Source organism: Sorangium sp. So ce693 (assembly GCF_051521375.1).
GTDB classification, from domain to species: domain Bacteria; phylum Myxococcota_A; class Polyangia; order Polyangiales; family Polyangiaceae; genus Sorangium; species Sorangium atrum.
Genome location: NZ_CP150347.1, coordinates 4,102,622 through 4,120,885 on the forward strand (window position 1 = coordinate 4,102,622; position 18,264 = coordinate 4,120,885).

The 18,264-nt window shown below is 68.7% G+C and carries 9 protein-coding genes; 4 read left to right on the forward strand and 5 right to left on the reverse strand.

Annotated elements, in window-relative coordinates:
* Positions 1–972 precede the first annotated feature (972 nt).
* The 3 genes from WMF14_RS15645 to WMF14_RS15655 all read left to right on the forward strand — a co-directional run bounded on the left by WMF14_RS15645 (position 973) and on the right by WMF14_RS15655 (position 5,762).
* Positions 973–2,478 (forward strand): cellulose binding domain-containing protein, encoded by a 1,506-nt coding sequence (locus tag WMF14_RS15645; RefSeq protein WP_437801808.1) that lies wholly within the window; start codon positions 973–975, stop codon positions 2,476–2,478.
* A 403-nt stretch (positions 2,479–2,881) separates the two neighbouring features.
* Positions 2,882–4,744, forward strand: coding sequence for a cellulose binding domain-containing protein (locus tag WMF14_RS15650; protein WP_437801810.1), 1,863 nt, complete (start codon positions 2,882–2,884; stop codon positions 4,742–4,744).
* Positions 4,745–5,255: 511 nt separating this feature from the next.
* Positions 5,256–5,762, forward strand: coding sequence for a hypothetical protein (locus WMF14_RS15655; RefSeq protein WP_437801812.1), 507 nt, complete (start codon positions 5,256–5,258; stop codon positions 5,760–5,762).
* A 170-nt stretch (positions 5,763–5,932) separates the two neighbouring features.
* On the opposite strand, the gene WMF14_RS15660 is transcribed toward WMF14_RS15655, so the two are convergent.
* The 3 genes from WMF14_RS15660 to WMF14_RS15670 form a co-directional block, all read right to left on the reverse strand.
* Complete coding sequence (locus WMF14_RS15660; protein WP_437801814.1) at positions 5,933–6,490, reverse strand: cytochrome P450; 558 nt, start codon at positions 6,488–6,490, stop codon at positions 5,933–5,935.
* A gap of 179 nt (positions 6,491–6,669) precedes the next feature.
* Positions 6,670–11,001: a protein kinase domain-containing protein gene (locus WMF14_RS15665; protein ID WP_437801816.1), complete on the reverse strand. Its 4,332-nt coding sequence runs from the start codon at positions 10,999–11,001 to the stop codon at positions 6,670–6,672.
* Between the two features lie 441 nt (positions 11,002–11,442).
* A complete protein-coding gene (locus WMF14_RS15670; RefSeq protein ID WP_437789980.1) occupies positions 11,443–12,831 on the reverse strand; it encodes an IS1380 family transposase in 1,389 nt (462 codons plus the stop codon).
* A 219-nt stretch (positions 12,832–13,050) separates the two neighbouring features.
* On the opposite strand from WMF14_RS15670, the gene WMF14_RS15675 reads away from it, so the two are divergent.
* The gene (locus WMF14_RS15675) at positions 13,051–14,505 is read left to right on the forward strand and encodes a right-handed parallel beta-helix repeat-containing protein (protein ID WP_437804221.1); all 1,455 of its coding nucleotides are present in this window, start codon (positions 13,051–13,053) and stop codon (positions 14,503–14,505) included.
* 319 nt (positions 14,506–14,824) lie between these two features.
* Here the strand turns inward: WMF14_RS15675 and WMF14_RS15680 are convergent, their stop codons facing one another.
* The gene (locus tag WMF14_RS15680; RefSeq protein WP_437801818.1) at positions 14,825–14,953 is read right to left on the reverse strand and encodes a hypothetical protein; all 129 of its coding nucleotides are present in this window, start codon (positions 14,951–14,953) and stop codon (positions 14,825–14,827) included.
* 248 nt (positions 14,954–15,201) lie between these two features.
* On the reverse strand, positions 15,202–17,973 hold the full coding sequence (locus WMF14_RS15685) for a right-handed parallel beta-helix repeat-containing protein (RefSeq protein WP_437801820.1): 2,772 nt from the start codon (positions 17,971–17,973) through the stop codon (positions 15,202–15,204).
* Positions 17,974–18,264 lie beyond the last annotated feature (291 nt).

Genomic DNA, 18,264 nt, shown 5'->3' on the forward strand with positions numbered 1-18,264 from the left:
CCGCGATCTCCCGGCGGACGGAGCGCCGCTCGCGCACCGTCCGCCGCCTCCCGCTCCTTGCAGATCCGTGAGATACGGGCTCAGCCGTCAGGCTCCGGAGCGAGGCATACGAAGGTACGCCGCCGCGAGCCGAACGACGCGGATGAGCCTGTAGAGCTGAGGCTCCTCCTCGAATTTCCGCGCTCACCTTGTCTCCGTCATATACCTGCCATTTCAGCTCCTAAGCGCCGAGCATCGTCCACGCAGAGCTGGTAGGGGCTCGGCCCCGGTGGCGCGGGAGGCCTCGGCGAACCGCCCGGCGTGGCGTGTGGTCGTCGCGCGCGGCACGGACGGGCTGAACTCGCCTGGGACGTCCTGTGCCCGACGTGCTGCGCACGCCGGACACAGGACGTCATTTGGGCTCAAACATCAGCCCGTCCGTACCGCGCGCGACGACCACACGCCACGGGGGCCTACGGGATGTGGGATGGCATGGGGTGAGCCTGGGCGATGAGGCGATTCAGCTGAGAGGCGCTCTGTTACCGCGTCGCTCGAGCGCGGCCCTGATTTCGAGCACGAGCCACAGAGGCCGTGAGGGCACAGAGAGGTGCACCCGCGTGCTCTGTGCACCCATGGTTCAAATAGTTTCTCTCGAAGGAACCTGGATGAGCGTGGGAGACGCGATGTTGGTGAATCGCGTCGATGAACAGTTTTGTTGCTACTGATGGGCTTCAAGGCCTCCGATGTGCACTGTGCTTCTTCGTTACATCGAACCACAGCATGGTATTGACGCGTCGCCTGCTTGAGAGAGCAATTGTGCTTGACTCGGTACGTGGTGTGATCGAAGGGTCTCTCGTCGGGAATCTGGAAATCGGGGGCTGCGAAACAAAGATAGGTTGAGCGCGCCGTGTCATCTGCTTTGCGCGCGGCGCGTCGGCGTGGCATCTTACGGCACTTGCTTGCGGCCGTCCGGCCGCTCCTAGGAGAAAATTTATGCGCTTTGCTAGCTCGCTGAGCTTCGGCTTGGTTTCGATCGCTTGCTGCCTGGCTGCCTGCATCGCTGCGTCTCCAGACGACGAGGAGATCCTGTCGCTGGAGGGCGAGCTGCTCAGCTCGGACGGGACGATGTCGGCGGAGCTGTCGTACCAGTCGCAGTGGCCGACGGGGTACTGCGCCAACGTGACCGTGAAGAACGCGAGCTCGAAGGCGAGCACCTCGTGGGGAGTGGCGATCGGGCTCAACGGCGCGACGCTGGCCAACTCGTGGAACGCGCGGATCACACAATCGAACGGGACGCTGAACGCGACCAACGAGAGCTACAACGGCTCGCTGGGAGCAGGAGCGTCGACGACCTGGGGGTTCTGCGCGAACGGCACGGGGAAGCCCTCGATCACGTCGGTCAACGGCAACGGGAACGGCGGCTCCACGTCGGTGAGCTCGAGCAGCAGCGCTTCGAGCAGCTCCAGCAGCGCTTCGAGCAGCTCCAGCAGCAGCACCTCGGCCAGCTCTGGCGCAGGGGGCAGCGGCGGCGCGGGCGGGAGCGGCGGCTCGGGCGGGAGCGGTGGAGGCCCGGTGGTCAATTCCGGCCTTCCGACACCCCCAGGCCCCAGCAACGTGGCGAAGCCGTCGGGCGCGGCCGGCGGGTTCAGGGTCATCAACTGGGCCGGCTTCACGGGCGCCGTGTCGTATACGTTCGACGACTCGAACTCGAGCCAGATCCAGAACTACGACACGCTGAACGCGCTCGACGTTCCGTTCACCTTCTACCTCCAGACCGGCAAGACCGAATCGACGAATTCGGTGTGGCAAAGGGCGCTGAACGACGGGCACGAGCTCGGCAACCACACGAAGAGCCATTCGAGCAACGACAGCGGCGCCGATACGGACGCCGCGACGCAGTTCATCGAGAGCAGGTTCGGCACCAAGGTGTGGACGATGGCGGCTCCGAACGGCGCGTCCGTGTACTCGAGCATCGCCAGGACGCGCTTCCTCATCAACCGCGGCGTGGCCAACAACCTCATCGGCCCGAACGACTCGACCGATCCGTTCACGCTGCCCTGCTACATCCCGCCGACCGGCGCCTCCACGGCGACGCTGGATCAGCAGGTCACGAGCGCGCGGGACGCCAAGAAGTGGCGCACCGTCCTGGTGCACGGCTTCACCGGCGGCTCCGATGGCGCCTATCAGCCCGTACAGCTCCAGGCCTTCGTCGATCACGTCAAGCACTCCAAGGCGCTCGGCGACATGTGGCTCGACAGCGTGGTCAACGTCGGCGCTTACTGGCGCGGCCAGAAGGCGGTCTCCTCCGCCACCTCGTCGACGTCCGGCGGCGCGACGACCTACACGTGGCAGCTGCCCGACCACTTCCCGCCGGGCAGGTACCTGCGCGTGACGGTCAACGGCGGCACGCTCAAGCAGAACGGCGTTCCGCTGAGCTGGGATCCGCACGGCTACTACGAAGTGGCGCTCGACGCGAAGTCCGTGACGCTGTCGCCGTGACGAAGCGGGCCCGCGCCCGGCGGGCCCCCTCCCGCCGCGACGCGGCCCGAGCAACCCGGACCCGAGTCAGCCGCGGAGCGCTCTGTCGCCGAGCGGCTGCAGCTCGCTCCTGGCCTCGTGAGAGAAGGAATCGACGAGGCACAGAGGGCACGGACGAGAGCGCGCAGGGGTGGCGGGGGCTTTGGCCGAAGGTGGGGATGTTGAACCGCCAAGACGCCAAAAGACGCGAACAAAAATCTTAAGAATCTTGGCGTCTTTTGGCGTCTTGGCGGTTTCATCGCTCCGGCATGGTAGGGGAGTTCACCCGCCTCCCCGCGAAGGAGCTCTGTGTCCTCCGCGGGTCCAACGTGGCATCTCATGGAGTTTGCTTGCGGCCCGCTCGGCCGCTTTCAGGAGAAATTTTATGCGCTTTGCTAGCTTGCTGAGCTGGGGCTCAGTCTCGATCGCTTGCTGCCTGGCCGCCTGCATCGGCGCGTCTTCCGACGACGAAGAGATCCTGTCGCTGGAGGGCGAGCTGCTCAGCTCGGACGGGACGATGTCGGCGGAGCTGTCGTACCAGTCGCAGTGGCCGACGGGGTACTGCGCCAACGTGACCGTGAAGAACGCGAGCTCGAAGGCGAGCACGTCGTGGGGAGTGGCGATCGGGCTCAGCGGCGCGACGCTGGCCAACTCGTGGAACGCGCGGATCACGCAGTCGAACGGGACGCTGAACGCGACCAACGAGAGCTACAACGGCTCGCTGGGAGCGGGAGCATCGACGACCTGGGGGTTCTGCGCGAACGGCACGGGGAAGCCCTCGATCACGGCGGTCAACGGCAACGGGAACGGCGGCTCGACGTCGGTGAGCTCCAGCAGCAGCGCTTCGAGCAGCTCCAGCAGCGCTTCTAGCAGCTCGAGCAGCAGCGCTTCGAGTAGCTCCAGCAGCAGCACCTCGGCCAGCTCTGGTGGAGGCGGCGCAGGCGGCAGCGGAGGCGCAGGTGGCAGCGGCGGCTCGGGCGGCAACGGCGGTTCAGGCGGCGGCGGAGGCGCGGGCCCTGGCTGGGACTGGGCCGGCATCATCGGGACCGGTCAGAGCCTGTCGGTCGGGGCGCAGGCCTCGCCGGCCAGGGCGACCACCCAGCGCCGTCACAACCTCAAGCTCTCGCTGGGCAACGCCTCGGTGCCGCCCTTCGATCCGAAGAACGGCTCGCTCTCGATGGTGCCGCTGGTCGAGCCCATCCGCGCGCTGGCCACGGGCTACCCGAGCGCCTATCCGCGCAACATCTATGGCGAGTCGCCGCATACGGCCATGGGGGACCAGATCACGGCGCTCGTGCAGGCGGCGACGGGCGGCGATTACATCAGCGTTCACACGGTCGTCGGCGAGAGCGGACAGGCCATGTCGGTCATCCGGAAGGGCGCCACCGACACCGGCTCGACGGGTCGGGCCTACGCGGCGTCGCTGTTCGAGGCCGCTGCGATCGCCCGCCTCGCCGGCGCGGCGGGCAAGACGTACGGCGTCGGCGCGATCGTCCTCACCCACGGCGAGTCGGACGCCGGCAGCTCCAGCTACAAGAACGACCTCATCAAGCTCTGGTCGGACTACAACGCCGATCTCAAGCCGTTGACCGGGCAGACCCGGTCGATCCCGATGTTCGTGTCGCAGCAGCACGCCTATCCGAGCGGCTCGAACCAGCGGTCGGCGGCAACGCTCGCGCAGTGGCAGGCCGGGATCGACCGCCCCGGCGACATCCTCTGCTCCGGGCCGAAGTACCAGTACCCGTACGCGAGCGACAACATCCACATGACCGCGATCGGGTACGAGCGGCTCGGCGAGAAGCTCGGGCAGATCTATAGCGAGAAGGTCGTGCAGGGCCGCGACTGGCAGCCGCTCCAGCCGACGCGGGTCGAGCGCAGCGGTCGCGTCATCACGGTGCACTTCCACGTGCCCGTGCCGCCGCTCGCCTGGGACAGCTCGCTCCCGGCGCCGCACCAGAGCGCGCTCACCGAGTGGGCGCAGGGACGCGGCTTCGAGGTCCGCACGGCGAGCACAAGGATCCCGATCAGCTCCGTCGCGATCTCGGGCGACACCGTGCGCATCACGGTCGGCAACGATCTCCCCGCGACGGGCGTCTGGGTCGGCTACGCCATGACCAGCGACGGCACGGCGTTCTCCGGCCGGACGTGGCGCTCGGGCCAGCTGCGCGACTCCGATCCCTTCGTCGGATCGATGACGGGGACCGCGCAGCCGAACTACGCGGTGGCGTTCGAGATGGCCGTGCCCTGAGCCTCGCCGTCGCGGCGCCTCCCTCGGCGAAGCTACAGGTTGGCAGGTAGCCGCATAGGTGACCCCGGATGGTCGTGCAGCTCCCGGCGGCCGGGCGTCGCTCAGCATGAGGTCCATTGCATCTCGGCGCGCCAGCACCAAGGCCGCTCACCAAACCACATGCTTGCGCACCAGCGCAAGCGCTTGCGGATCAGCACAACCGCCAACGCAAAGCCATCAGCGCACGAACCTAGCAACGAAGCTTCTGAGCGCCCTGTGTTCGCACGATTTTGCGCCGAATCTGGTGTTCGACGCGCCCGAGCGACATCATGGAACAGCGATTGCTGATGCTCGGACGCGGCAGATGATGGCTGGAAGGCTCGGCGACGGCGAGAGGCTCGCGGCGCGGTAGCCCGACAGCAGGGAGTTTGCCGTTTGCACCGCAATCATGAGGCGCGGGCACTCATTTCATATCGGCACCGCCTCCGGGACATGTGTTCACGAGGCGCTCAACCATCGATCAGGAGCATTCATGAAGAGGAACAAGCTTACGTGGTTCGTGATGGCTTTCTTCGTCTCTGCGACCGCCGCCCTGGGCTGCGCCGCACCGGATGAGCCGGCCGGCGATCTGCTGGCCGGCAACGACGATGTGCCGACGTCGGTGATCGAGGCCGCCGAGCAAGCGCCCATCTACGAGGTGGGCGTCGAGTTCGACGGTGAGACGACGACCGTGCAGGCGCAGGCGACGGTCGGACTCCGCGCGCACCTCCTCGATGCGGGGTTCAAAGGTCTCCACGGCGAGGAGGCGGTCACTGCGTTCCTCACCGAGATGGCCCAGCAGACGGTCAATGGGACTGGCGAGCTCCCGGAGGGCGTCCTGACCGTCGGCGACCCCGAAGGTGATCCGAGCGAGCGCGCCCCGAGCGCGACGTGTAGGACCTGCTACGCCGTCTACGACTGCACGACCCTGTGCATCAACGGCACGTGCGTCACCCAATGCGTCTATAACTCCACGGTTTGCTTTTATTATACCTGTTAGTAAGCAGTGAGGAGCGCTGGCACCCCGCGCCGCTCGACCGGCGGCGCGGGGTGCTGCGCGACCGCGGGCGATGAGCGGAGGCTCCCGGCGAGCATCACCGAGCAGGAAGTGCGTGGGTCGGCCATGGCGGCGACAGGGCGGCTGCGGGCGCGATAGGATCGGCCGCGCCGTCAGACAGCGGGCCAGCCACGTGCCTGCTCGATGTGCTGGCGTAGCGCATCCAGGTCTGCGAGCGGCATCTCCTCCAGCTCCGCCGCGCGCTCAGGGGGCAGCGGGATGCCGAGGAGCTCGCAGAGATCCCGGATCGCCTCCCGGAGCAGCAGCGCGCCGCGCTGCTCGGCGAGCGACAGGCCGCCGCGGAAGCCCTGCCCGGTCATCTTCTCGCGCTCGTATTCGCTCGACTCGTCTTCGGTCAGGTTCGCGACCCGCGCCACCTCCAGCGCCTCCGCGAACGGCTCCTCCGGCAGCTCCGGCGGCACCCGCTCCAGGCTCGGCGCCGTACGGAAGAAATACGTCCACTTGTCGAGCACCGCCTCCATCATCGCGAAGTTGTTGCCGATGCACAGCCGCGGCCCGCCGCCGAACGGGAAATACGCGCAGCGCGGCAGCCGGCGCTGCAGGTCGTTCTCCCACCGCCCGGGCTCGAACGCCGGCGGGCGCGGGAAGTGGCGCGCGTCGCGGTGCGACGCCCACTGGAGGATCCACACCTGCTCGCCGCGGCGGACCACCAGGCCGTCGCCGAGGCCGGCGCCTTATCGCCTCGCGCCCGATGCTCCACGCCGGCGGGTACAGGCGCATCGCCTCGAGCACCACGCGCTCGGTGTAGACGAGGCGCCGCAGATCATCGACGGCATCATGCGCAATCTGCTCGCCGAGATGCGGCTGAGCGCAGAACCCCCTGTGCCGCTCACCGTTGCTGACGCAGGCCCCAGGCGCTGGCGAGCAGCGCGCGGCACGCCTCGGCCCTCTGGTGCAGCTCTCCATCGCGAAAGTGCGCTCCGAGCGATGCGTCGAGCACCGCCGTCGCACCCAGAGCGGCCGCGCGCAGCGCCTCGTCTGCAGACGGCGCCGCCTGCGCGATCGTCCGCGCCAGCGTCCCCGCGACGTCGCCGAGGTAGACCTGCCCGCGCGTCTCTGCGATCGCGAGCGCCTTCTGGCCCGCCGCGAGCGCCGCGCCGAGATCTCCCGTTCCGAGCTCCGCTTCAGCCAGGTTCCGGTACATCTTCGCCAGGTCCGAGCCGGCGCGGCTCTGCTCCCCGATCCGCACCGCCCGCCGAGCGTGATCTCGCGCCGCGGCGAGCTCCTTCATGGCGAGCTCGGTCTCGGCCAGGTTGCTGTACCCGATCGCGATCTGATGCAGATCACCCGAGCGCTCCTTGAGGCGGATCGCGCGCAGGAACGTCTCGCGCGCCCCCGGGAGATCACCCATGCGGAGGCGCATCCCCGCGACGCCGTTCAGGGCCAGGCTGATGAGGTGAGGATGGGAGGAGTCCGAGACCGCGCGGGTGACCTGGCGGTAGGTCCGCTCCGCGCTGACCGTCCGACCACGCGCCGCCAGCGCGAGCGCCACGCCGAGCAGGGTCGATGCGACGTCCTCCCGCCAGCGCTCGTCGTTCCGGCGCAGGGTCCGGCAGATCCGGAGCCCGGTCCGAGCGGCCTGCCAGCTCGCTTCGCGCCGCCCTTCGCGGCGATGCAGGAACGTGAGCAGCGCGTACATCGCCAGCGTCTCGCGGAGCTCCCCCGCCTCCGTGGCCCGGGCGATCGCCCGCTCGGCGAGCGCCCGGGCCTCCGGCAGCGCGCCGCGCACCTTGGCTATCAGCGCGAGCCGCGCGTCGATGCGCGCGTCCCAGCTGAGCGCCTCGGGCCGAGCTTCCCTCGCGCTCCCGCGGCGCTCCCCGCCGCGGATCAGCGCTCGCGCTTCCTCGTACTCGCGCTCGGCGTCGTCGAGCCGGCCGACACGGCGGAGCGCATCGCCGAGGTCGAAGCGCACGCGAAGGCGCTCCCGGGCGGCGGCGCTGCGCTGCTCCTGCTCGTCGTCGCCGCCGCTGGCCTCCTCGTCCTGGTCTTGCAGGGCGCGCGCCCGCTCGAGATGGCGGATCGCCTCCGCGTTTTCGCCGAAGGACATGGCCCGCACCGCCGCCCGCGCGTACGCCGAGGCCGCGCGCGCCGCGTCGCCCGCCCGGTCGTACTGCGCGGCCAGGAGCGCCACGGCGACCCCTGTCTCCCCCTGCCGATCGAGCCAGGCGGCCGCCTCGAGGTGCAGCGCGCGGCGGATCTTCGCGCTCAGCATCTCGTACGCCACCTCGTGGGTCGCCGCGTCGGCGAAGGCCATCTCGCGCTCGCCCTGCAGCGTGGACGGCTCGCGTGTGCGGATGAGCCGCCGTTGCCGGAGCTGTCCGAGCGCTGCTTCCACCGGGATGCCCGTGTCGACCGTCGTGCCCGCCTGCTGCAGGTGCTCGACGGCCCCTTGCCAGAACGTCCGCCCGACGACGGCTGCGTGCATGAGCACCTCGCGGACCTTGGGCTCGAGCCGGTCCAGCCGTGTCTGCACGATCCCCTGGATCGTCGTGGGCAGCCGCAGCGCGCCGAGCCGCTCCTCGTGGAGCACCCACGCCTCCCGCCCTCGCGCCTCGATCGCGCCCGCATCGACGAGCAGGTGGAGCAGCTCCTCGACGACGAGGGGGCTCCCCTCGGCGCGGTCGGCGAGCGTCCGCACGACGTCGGCGGACAGACCCGGCACGCGGCGTAGGCGGTCCTTGATCATGTCCTCGATGTGACGGCGCGCGAGCGGCGCGACCTCCTGGCGGTGGTGCGCCTCGGCGTCGACGCCGAAGCCGGAGCGGCGCTCGATCAGCTCGGTCCGCGCGCTGCACACGAGCAGCAGCGGCAGGTCCGCCATGCCCTCGACGAGGCTCTCCAGCAGATCGAGGCTGGCGTCGTCGGCCCACTGGAGGTCGTCGCAGAGCACCACGATCGGGAGCTGCCGAGCGGCGAGGCGGGCGAGGCGCATCAAGGCGGCGACGATCCGCTGCTTCACGAGCGCCCCGGCCTCTTCGGGCCCGAGCGAGTCGCAGGTGGCGCCCGTCCCAGCCGTCCCGCCGAGGAGCGCCTCGATCTGGAGCAGCGCCGCGTCGATGTCCGCGGCATCGAGCTCCTCGCCGGTCGCGTAGCCCATCCAGCGATCGTCGTCCGTGGGCGGCGCGTCAGCGGCGCGGCGCGCGTGGAGCCAGCGCAGGCCGAAGCGCAGCTTCCGGCGGATCCCGCGCTGGCCGTCGCGCGGGCGGATCCGGAAGCGCTGGCGGAGGAGCGCGGCGGCGAGGCCGTAGGTGACGTCGGTGGTGAGCGGCGAGCACTGCGCGGTCAGCACGAGGACCTTGCTGGGCCCGGCCGCGAGGTGCGCGAAGAGCTCGGCGAGCAGCCGGCTCCGCCCGGCGCCGGGCGGACCGACGAGCGACAGGAGCTGGGCCCGGCCCTCGGAGAGCACGGTCTCGAGCGCGTCGAGCATCCGTTGGGTCTCGGCGCCGCGCCCCACGACCCGCGTCGCGAGGCCGAGGAAGTCGGTCCGGGCGAACGCGACATGGCCGTTGAGCGCGCCCGTGACGCGGTAGCAGGAGAGCGGCTCGCGCCGGCCAGGGAGGTCGATGGGGGCGAGCGGCACCACGTTGAACCGGCCCGCTATCTGCCGGTACGTGTCCCGCGCGACGGCGATGGCCCCGGCGGGCGCGGCCGCCTGCAGCGCGGCGGCGACCCGCACGACCTCTCCGGTCACGAGGAGCTCCGGGCGCTGCGGATCGCCGCTCGTTCGCGTGAAGACCCGTCCCGTCGCGATCCCGAACGACGCGGCGAGGGGCGCGGGGGGCGCCGAGCGCCGAGGAGCGGAGCTCACGCGCACGGCCGCGGTGCGGAGCGCGGCGACGACGGCGCGCTCCGCGTCGTTGTCGGTCGCACGCGGCACGCCGAAGACGGCGATCACGCGCTCGTCGCCGGAGCGCGTGATCACGCCCCCCGTGCGCTCGATCTCCTTGACGACCACGTCGCGGCTGCGATCGGTGAGCTCGGCGATCTCCTCGTCGTCGAGGTGTGAAGAGCGCGCGGCGAGGCTGGAGAGGTCGACGCACAGGACGGTGCAGACGCGGTTCTCTCCCGACGGTTGGAGCGAGGCGCTCGTCGGCGCAGAGGGCGGAGGGAGCGAGCTCTGCGCTGCGTTCGGCGGGCTGGAGGCGCGCCGGTCCTGAGACATGGGCGCGGTGGCTGCCGGATAGACGTTCTGATCGGGCGCGCGCCCCGTCGCGGTGAGCGAAATCTCCGGGGGGGCGGAGCGTGCCTTTACCAGGCTCGACCAGAATTCTCTCATCGTGAGAAAGCGGGCGCCTGACTCGATCGTGAGCGCGCGGCGAAGGACGAACGCCACGCCGTGGTGTTCCGGGGTGATGCCGGAGAGCAAGTCCGGACGCCGCCACGCGTCGAGCGTGGACGTGAAGAGCTCGATGAGGGATTCGCCTCGAAGCACACGTCGGCCCGAGGCGACCTCGATGAGGATGAGCGCCATGGCGAAGACGTCGGTCCACGGCCCGGTGGCGCCGTACTCCCGGACAAACTGCTCCGGGGCCGCGTAGATGGGGGTGAACACGCGCTGGCTACCGCTATTTCCGGCGCAGGCGGCGGCGAACGGTGTTGTCTCCTCGAAGACCTTCGCGATGCCGAAGTCAAGGACCTTGAGCCCGGCGCCGCCGCGAAAGCGTACACAGAACAGATTGGCGGGCTTGAGGTCCCGATGCGACACGCGGTTCTCGTGGGCGATGGCGAGCGCCTCGGCAGCCGGGGAGAGGAGCGTTATCGCCTCGTCGAGATCCATGGGCCGGGACCCTCGGGCGTGGCGCGTCGAGAGCGCCGCGGCGAGCGTCTCTCCCTCGAGCCACTCCATGACCAGGTAGGGTGTCCAGACGCCGCGCGGAGAGGTGGAGGCGCCGATATCGAGGGCCTGGACGATGTTGGCTGTCTGCCGCGAGAGCTGGTGGAGAAGCTTCCCTTCGGCCCGGAGCATCGCGAGGAAGCCGTCCTGCCCGGAGGGCGGCATGCTGCGCTGCATCTGGAGGCACTTGATCGCGACAGGGACGTCGAGCCCGAGGTGCACGCCGCGGTAGACGACGCCGAACCCACCCTCGCCGACCACCGCCTCGATGGCGAACTGGCCGTCGAGCGTCGCGCCCACCCAGCCGAAGGGGTCCGTCAACGTCATCGCAGGCGAGGGTACCGGCTGCCGGATGCCGTGAGAAGAGGGCGTTTTGTCCGAGAGGACGCTGCCGCCATGTCGGGTTGACCGCCGTGGGGACCGATGCGACGAGAGCGGGGTTCGGCTCGAGCGAAAGCCTGCCGCCTGGCCGGCCGAGTGGCCGGCCGCGGGCCGGCAGCATGACGAGGGCGGTCCGGGCAGCTCTCGATCTCAACGCGGGACGCCGTGCGGGCGGGCGTCCGATCCGGTGAAATTCGAGGAGCGCGAGGTCGCGGTCGCCTCTGAACGTGGATTTCGCGCCCAGGGGGGCACGAGCGAGCCGAAGGCGCCGTGCGAGCGGCGCTCGGCCAAGCGCGTGCGGTTTAAACTACAATTGGCTGACGCCCAGAGCGTCACGAAGGCGCACGCCCCCCTTACCCCCCACGATCATTTCGGCTGGTTTCATTTTCAATTGAGCCAGCGGGCGAGCTGCGAGCACGTCGGCACGTGCAGGGTCGTGCCCCGACCCGACCGGGCCAACCTTCCCGGAACGAGGATCAGCGCGCGGCGCAGCCACGGCGTTCGCCAGCTCGCCAGGTGCGGAACGTGCTCCAGCACATAGCGGCGCATCAGGTTGGCCGTCAGCAGCTTCAGCAGCAGCGCGGCATGATTGGCGTTGAAGCAGTGGCTCGGCACGCGACCGCATCCCCACCCGTGCTTGAGCTCGCCAATGAGCGGCTCGATGCCCGCGCGCAGGTCATACCGCGCCGCGACGTCTTCCGGCGCTTCGACCGGCTCGTTGGTCAAAAAGACCTGCACCGTGTAGTCGAGCCCCTCCCAAAGGTTGATCTGCTTGCCATTCTCCCGGTCGCGTGTGCGTACGGCGATGACGCGGACCCCATCGGGCCAATCGCGGCGCCGGAAGAGCACCTCGGTCACCTGCCGTCGAGGACGACCGTCGGCATCTCGGTCGATGGTCCGCCATCCGGTGGCGTACGCGATCCTGCCCACCAGATCGGGGCTCATCCGCGCCTTGGTCAGGAAAAAGCATCCCTTCGCAGCAACGGCGTGCATCAAGGCGCTGCAATCCCCAGCGCCATCGATCCGTACGTAGATGGCTGCACTCGGAGCTGCGGCGCGCGCGCGATCAATGCACTTCTCGACGAAGGGCACATCGGCTTCGCCGAAGCTCGTGTCGCCCGGTCGCAGCTTGGCCCCGACGATGGCGTCAACCTCGGCGATCCGCGCCAGGATCGGATGATAGCTCGGCCGGCCGTGGTAGCGCGGGTTCGGGCCCGGCCGCGCCCCCTCCTGCATTCCGAAGAGCGGCTCCACGGTGGTGTCGACGTCGATATGCACGAATCGGTGCTTTCGGCGAGCAACCAGGGCAAGCCCGTGATCGACGACCATGCTGTGCAGCGCCTCGAGCGCATCGTCGTCGAAGCGGCACAGGTCCCGGTAGACGGTGTCGATGCTCGGGACGACCCCGCCGGCGAGGCGTACGAAGAGCGGATCGACGGCGAGCGCCTCGATGCCGAAGACGCGCTCCTCGCCGGCGAGCGCGCCGTCCATCAGCAGGCGCATCTGCGCGGCCATCGGGTAGATAACCGAGCGACCCGACTTCAGCCGGAAGAACCTGCGGCTCAAGGCCGCGTCGACGCCAAGCTCCCGGATGAAGGCGCCGAATGGGGCAAGCCCTGCGATGCCCGTCAGATTCTTCTCCGTAGGCGCGATGTGAATCATGGCAGGGTTTGGCCGCCGGATTCGCTCCTGGTGCCGCCCGTCGCCTTTCCTCTTGAACCCGAGTTCGCGCCGGCGCACCTTGGAGGTGCTCGGCGTGTGCCTTCGTTTGGTCATAGCAACCCGGACGGGTCGCCACGCCGAGCCTTTCTTTCAAGGCGTTCCTTTTACAGCGCCGGATTTCTCACGCCCCGGATCGGATTTCTGGGCGCGAAATCCACGCTGAACGACGTCGCACTGCGTCGACGGGCAGCGGTTCATCGGTGCGCCCATTTTTGCATGTCCGCGCTGCGTGTCGGCAAGCTAGGGTTTGCGGCGAATTCTGGAGGAAAAATCATGTCGAATCGGTTCTGGACCTGTTTGTCGGTGGTGTTCGTGGGCGGTGCCGCGTGCGCAACCGTCGCCGGATGCGGCAGCGATGAGCTCACCCCCGCGACATGCCCCGAGGAGAACCAGGTCCGGGGTGTCTGCGTCGGTGTTCCGGCAGGGGATCTCTGTGTCGGCGAGAGCTGCCCCGAGGGGCCCGAGTGCGCCGAGGTGGTCGACGTCACGAGCGGTGATGAGCTCACGTCCGCGGCTCAAGGAGCCTCACCCGGGACCTGCATCGCGCTCCGCTCGGGCCGGTACGGCGTGGTCCGCGTCCCCGGCGGCGTGAGCCTCCTCGGGCGCTCGGCGGCCGCGGTGCAGGTTGAGGGGATCGTGCTCGCGGCGGGCGAGGGAGCTGTGGTGCGCGGGCTCAAGGTCGGCCGAGAGGGCGTGAGCGTACAGGGGGCGAAGGGCGTGCGTATCGAGTCAGTCCGCGTCGTCGGGGAGAGGGGATACGATGAGCGCGCTGGCGTCGAGCTCTATCCGGGCTCCAGCGTCACGATTGTGGACTCGGAAATCTCCGACTCTGGATACATTGGCGTCTTCGCCGAGAATGCCAACGTGACCCTGCAGCAGAGCGTCGTCTCGGGCGCCCAGCGCGGCGGGATCGTGATCGAGGGGATCCCGGAGGATGACTGCGATTCGAACTGCACCTGCGCGAACCGTCCTGTGCTGGAGGTGAGGAGCAGTATCATCCGTAGCAACCACATCATCGGCGTCTCGCTGCGGGGCGCCACCGCCAGCCTGGATAGCGTGGACGTGAACGACACAAAGGTTGGCGACGCCTTCGAGACGGGCTACTTTGGAGGCGGCATCTCGGCGGCGGAGTGCTCGAGCGTTTCAAGCGCAAGGAAGGTGCGGGTGCTCGACAGCGAGTCCTTTGGCATCCTCGTCGACCGATCGACGGCAGCGCTGGGGGATGAGGGGGAGGAAGACTCCATCGAGATCAGCCGCAACACGCGGGGGCTGTGGATCCAGAACGTCTGTAGGGGCGGCGGCGCGGGTTGCGTTACGCTGCACAACGGGAAGCTGGACGGCAACATCGGCGTGGGCATCGGTATCACGGGCCAGTCGAGGAGCATCATCCTGTGCAGGTCCGCGATCACGGAGACCGCGCGCGAGCGGCTGCCTGTCTTTGACGGGATGAATGAGCCGTCGGTCGACTACGTGGGCGACGGCGTCGACTGGCTCGGCGGCTCGGAGGTGATACTCGAAGAACTGACCCTGAGCGGCAATGCGCGGCAGAGCCTATTGATCGATGGTCCTGCGGCAGGTAGAATCGAGAAGCTCCGCTTCACGGGGGACGCGGACACGGCCCCCGTGCAGCAGAATTTCACGGATGGGGATGCTCAGCCCGCAGGCATGGCGCCGCCGACCATCACCGAGCGCACGTTCACGATTCCGCAGTCGCCTGCCTCGCTCTAGCCGGAGTCAGCGCGGCGAGAGCAGCGCGAACGGATGCAGCGCCGCGGACCACGGATGCAAGGCTCGCCGTGGAGAGCAGAGGCGTTACATTGAGGTCGTAGCGAGGATCGTTGCCTCCGGGATGGACCTCGCGATCCCAGCGCGATGTGCCCGCCTGCAGCAGCTGGCCGACGGCACCAGCCAGAGCGTCCGCGCGACGACGGCTGCGCGACGATGCACTTCGGGGAGATTCGGGACGAGCGGGTCACGCTACGTATGCACCATCCCTGAGCCGTCGTGGGCAGATGCAGCGCCCCCACCGGCCTCCCTCGCGCCGCTCCTATACATGGTTCTTCCGCGCCTCGCTCGCGCCGGCCTCCGCCTCCACAAGCAGATAGCGCAATTCCTCGATCACCTGCGATCTCCCCTCGGCGAGGGCGAGCACGACGTTCCGACTCCGCAGGTGCATTTCTCGACGAACGCCTCGCCGCTGAGCCGGCCATCAAGGCCCGAGCCGACCCAGCCTGAACGGGCCGGCGACGCACGAGCGTCAACGTACGGGAGGTCGGCCGGGCGAGAAGGCGGCCGCGTCCGCCTCAGATGCTGGAGTGCGGGCAAGCTAACGGCGGGAGTGTGCCGGGGTATAGCAGCGCGGAAGTGCACGCAGTCAGTGAGCGTGTATAATACCGCCAGCGTGGACGGCCGCGCGCCATGGCGTCAAGGCAGCGGGAGCGGCGGGAGCGGCTCCACCGGGGGCGGAGGCTCCAGGTTGGCAGTTTCCACATGGCAGCGGTCGTCGGTCTCGCCGCAGTCCTCGGTGTCGCGGCGGGTGCACTGCCAGCTGCTGCTGCCATTGAAGGAGGCGCGGGATCCGTCAACGGTCTCGCCGTTGAGATCGAAGGCGTTGCAGGCGAGGGTCGTGGCGAGAATCGTGACCTCGGAGCCGAAATTGGCGACCCCGGCGCGGGCGTTGTCGGTGATCGTGGCGTTTTGGATCCTGGCTGTGCCCTTCTCTACCGCAATCCCATCCCCAAAGGTGTTGTTGTCGCGTGCCTTCGTGGTGCGCACAACCGTGGCCTCGATCGTCGCGTCAGAGTTGAGGACGAGCACGCCCACCTCATGGTTCTGCTCAACGAGGCTGGTGCGGACGGACACGCTCGCGCTCTCGCCTGTTTCAGGGGTCTCCTGGACGCCGATACCCCATCCTCCCGTCCCATCTGCTCTCGGCTGGGTGACGCGGACCACGGTGGCCTCGATCATCGCGTCAGAGTTGAGGACGAGCACGCCCACGTCATGGTTCTGCTCAACGAGGCTGGTGCGGACGGACACGCTCGCGCTCTCGCCTGTTTCAGGGTTGCTCGCGACGTCGATCCCCCATCCTCCCGTCCCATCTGCTCTCGGCTGGGTGGCACGAACCACGGCGGCCTTGATCGTCGCGTCCGAGCCAAGGACAAACACGCCCACGTCATGGTTCTGCTCGACGACGCAGGCGCGGACGGTCACACTCGCGCGCTCGCCTCTGCCTCGGTCATCCTGGACGCCGATCCCAACTCCTCCCGTCCCATCTGCTCTCGGCTGGGTGGCGCGTACCACGGTGGATTCGATCGTCGCGTCCGAGCCAACGACAAACACGCCCACCTCATGGTTCTGTTCAACGAGGCTGGCGTGGACGGTCACGCTCGCGCGCCCGCCTGTGTCGGGGTTATCCTGGACGTGGATGCCCCGCCCGAACGTCCTACCTACGCTCGGCTGGGTGGCGCGGACCACGGTGGATTCGATCGTCGTGTCCGAACCACTGACAAACACTCCCATCTCATGGTTCTGCTCAACGAGGCTGGCGCGGACGATCACGCCCGCGCGCTCGCCTGTGTCAGAGTTCTCCTGGACGCCGATCCCCCTTCCTCCCGTCCCATCTGCGCTCGGCTGGGTGGAGCGGACCACGGTCGATTCGATCGTCGCGTCCGAGGCTTCGACAAACACACCGACGTCATGGTTCTGCTCAACGAGGCTGGCGCGGACGGTCACGCTCGCGTGCTCGCCTGTGTCAGGGTTCTCCTGGACGCCGATCCCCCATCCTCCCGTCCCATCTGCGCTTGGCTGGGTGGAGCGGACCACGGTCGATTCGATCGTCGCGTCCGAGCCAAAGACCGCCACGCCCTCATCATGGTTCTGCTCGACGAGGCTGGCGCGGACGGTTACGCCCGCGCGCTCACCTGTGTCAGAGTTCTCCTGGACGCCGATGCCCCGTCCTCCTATCCCATCTGCGTTCGGCTGGGTGGAGCGGACCACGGTCGATTCGATCGTCGTGTCCGAACCAGCGACCAACACGCCCACATCATGGTTCTGCTCGATGAGGCACGCGCGGACGAACGCGCGCGCACGCGCTCCTCTGCCACGGGCGTCCAGGACGCCGATGCCCCATCCAAACTCCCCATCTGCGCTCGGCTGGGTAGCGCGGACCACGCTGGCCTCAATCGTCGCGTCCGAGCCATGGACGAGCACGCCTGTGTTGCGGTTTTGCTCAATGAGGGAGCCCCGCAGCACCATGCGCGTCTGGCCACGCAACGCCTTTACGGCAGCAATCCCATGGTCCCCCGTATCGTGCACTCGTACCTGCTCGATCGTGACGTCGAGCGCACTCGACAGGAACAGTCCGGCGCCCTCACCGGTCACGGCAAGGCTTCGGATCTCGGTCCCTGTCGCGGCGTTTCCGTCCACCAGAATGGCCGGGGCACTCGGGTCCGTCCCGCGGATCTCCACCAACGCAGGACATCGTCCCCACAGGCGCACCGCCTTGCCCCGGATCACCACGTATTCGGCATAGGAGCCGTCCGTCACCGCGACGATGGCACCGTCGACCGCTTCGTCAATCGCCCTCTGGATCGTCGTCCACGGTTTCGTCATCGTCCCGTCGCTGTCCCCGCCCGCATAGGCCTGGTCGACGAACTGCGTGTTCGCCCTGACCGGAATGGTGCCCCACGGCTCATCGCCGCAGGAGGCGACCTCACGGCAGCCCGTTTCTCCGGGGATGGCCATCTGCCCCTCGGGACACTTGTCTTCCGGGAGGATCGCCTTGCAGCCGCCGTTGCCATCGCCAGCGAACCCCTCTCCACACGCCTCAGGAGGCACCCCGGCCGGCTGGCATTCGCCGCTCTCTATCGCAAGCTCGCCCGGCGGGCACGCCATGTCCGGCGGAAGCCCCGCCGGCTGGCATTCGCCGCTCTCCATCGCAAGCTCGCCCGGCGGGCACGCCATGTCCGGCGGAAGCCCCGCCGGCTGACACGCGCCCGTCTCCAGCGTGTTCTCCCCTGGGCCGCACGGCTTCGGCTCGCAAACTCCATCCTCCCGCGCCACCTCGCCGGGCGCGCATCCCTTCGCGCCCGCGTCTAACTGATTACCACAACCCATCACCGCGAGCGTGGTGACGATCGCCCACGTCCACGCCACCGCGAGGGGCCATCGGACGATCCGTTGCCGAAAGCTGACCATACGAAGCACACTCCTTTCAATTCGCCAGTCATAAGACGGCTACTGATGATGATTTCGAACACGCGCACGTACTGGCCATGCGCTGATTCTCCCCGCGAGCGACGGGCGCCGGCTGAACGCGCTCAAGCACGGAGGGTACCAAGCCCGCGGGGGCTACCATGTCCTCTGGACTGCTCCCCGGAGCCGCTCACCGTCCCGAGTCACGGCTCGCGGCATCGGCGAGGAACGCGCGGCACGCCTCGGCTTTCTGGCGGAGCTCCCCCTCGCGAAAGTGCAGTCCGGCTGCGGTGG

What these genes read in the sequence shown, in the direction of transcription:
- WMF14_RS15685 (WP_437801820.1), bottom strand. Translation starts at nt 17,973, where the DNA reads ATGGTCAGCTTTCGGCAACGGATCGTCCGATGGCCCCTCGCGGTGGCG.
- WMF14_RS15645 (WP_437801808.1), top strand. Translation starts at nt 973, where the DNA reads ATGCGCTTTGCTAGCTCGCTGAGCTTCGGCTTGGTTTCGATCGCTTGC.
- WMF14_RS15650 (WP_437801810.1), top strand. Translation starts at nt 2,882, where the DNA reads ATGCGCTTTGCTAGCTTGCTGAGCTGGGGCTCAGTCTCGATCGCTTGC.
- WMF14_RS15680 (WP_437801818.1), bottom strand. Translation starts at nt 14,953, where the DNA reads ATGCACCTGCGGAGTCGGAACGTCGTGCTCGCCCTCGCCGAGGGGAGA.
- WMF14_RS15655 (WP_437801812.1), top strand. Translation starts at nt 5,256, where the DNA reads ATGAAGAGGAACAAGCTTACGTGGTTCGTGATGGCTTTCTTCGTCTCT.
- WMF14_RS15665 (WP_437801816.1), bottom strand. Translation starts at nt 11,001, where the DNA reads ATGACGTTGACGGACCCCTTCGGCTGGGTGGGCGCGACGCTCGACGGC.
- WMF14_RS15675 (WP_437804221.1), top strand. Translation starts at nt 13,051, where the DNA reads ATGTCGAATCGGTTCTGGACCTGTTTGTCGGTGGTGTTCGTGGGCGGT.
- WMF14_RS15670 (WP_437789980.1), bottom strand. Translation starts at nt 12,831, where the DNA reads ATGACCAAACGAAGGCACACGCCGAGCACCTCCAAGGTGCGCCGGCGC.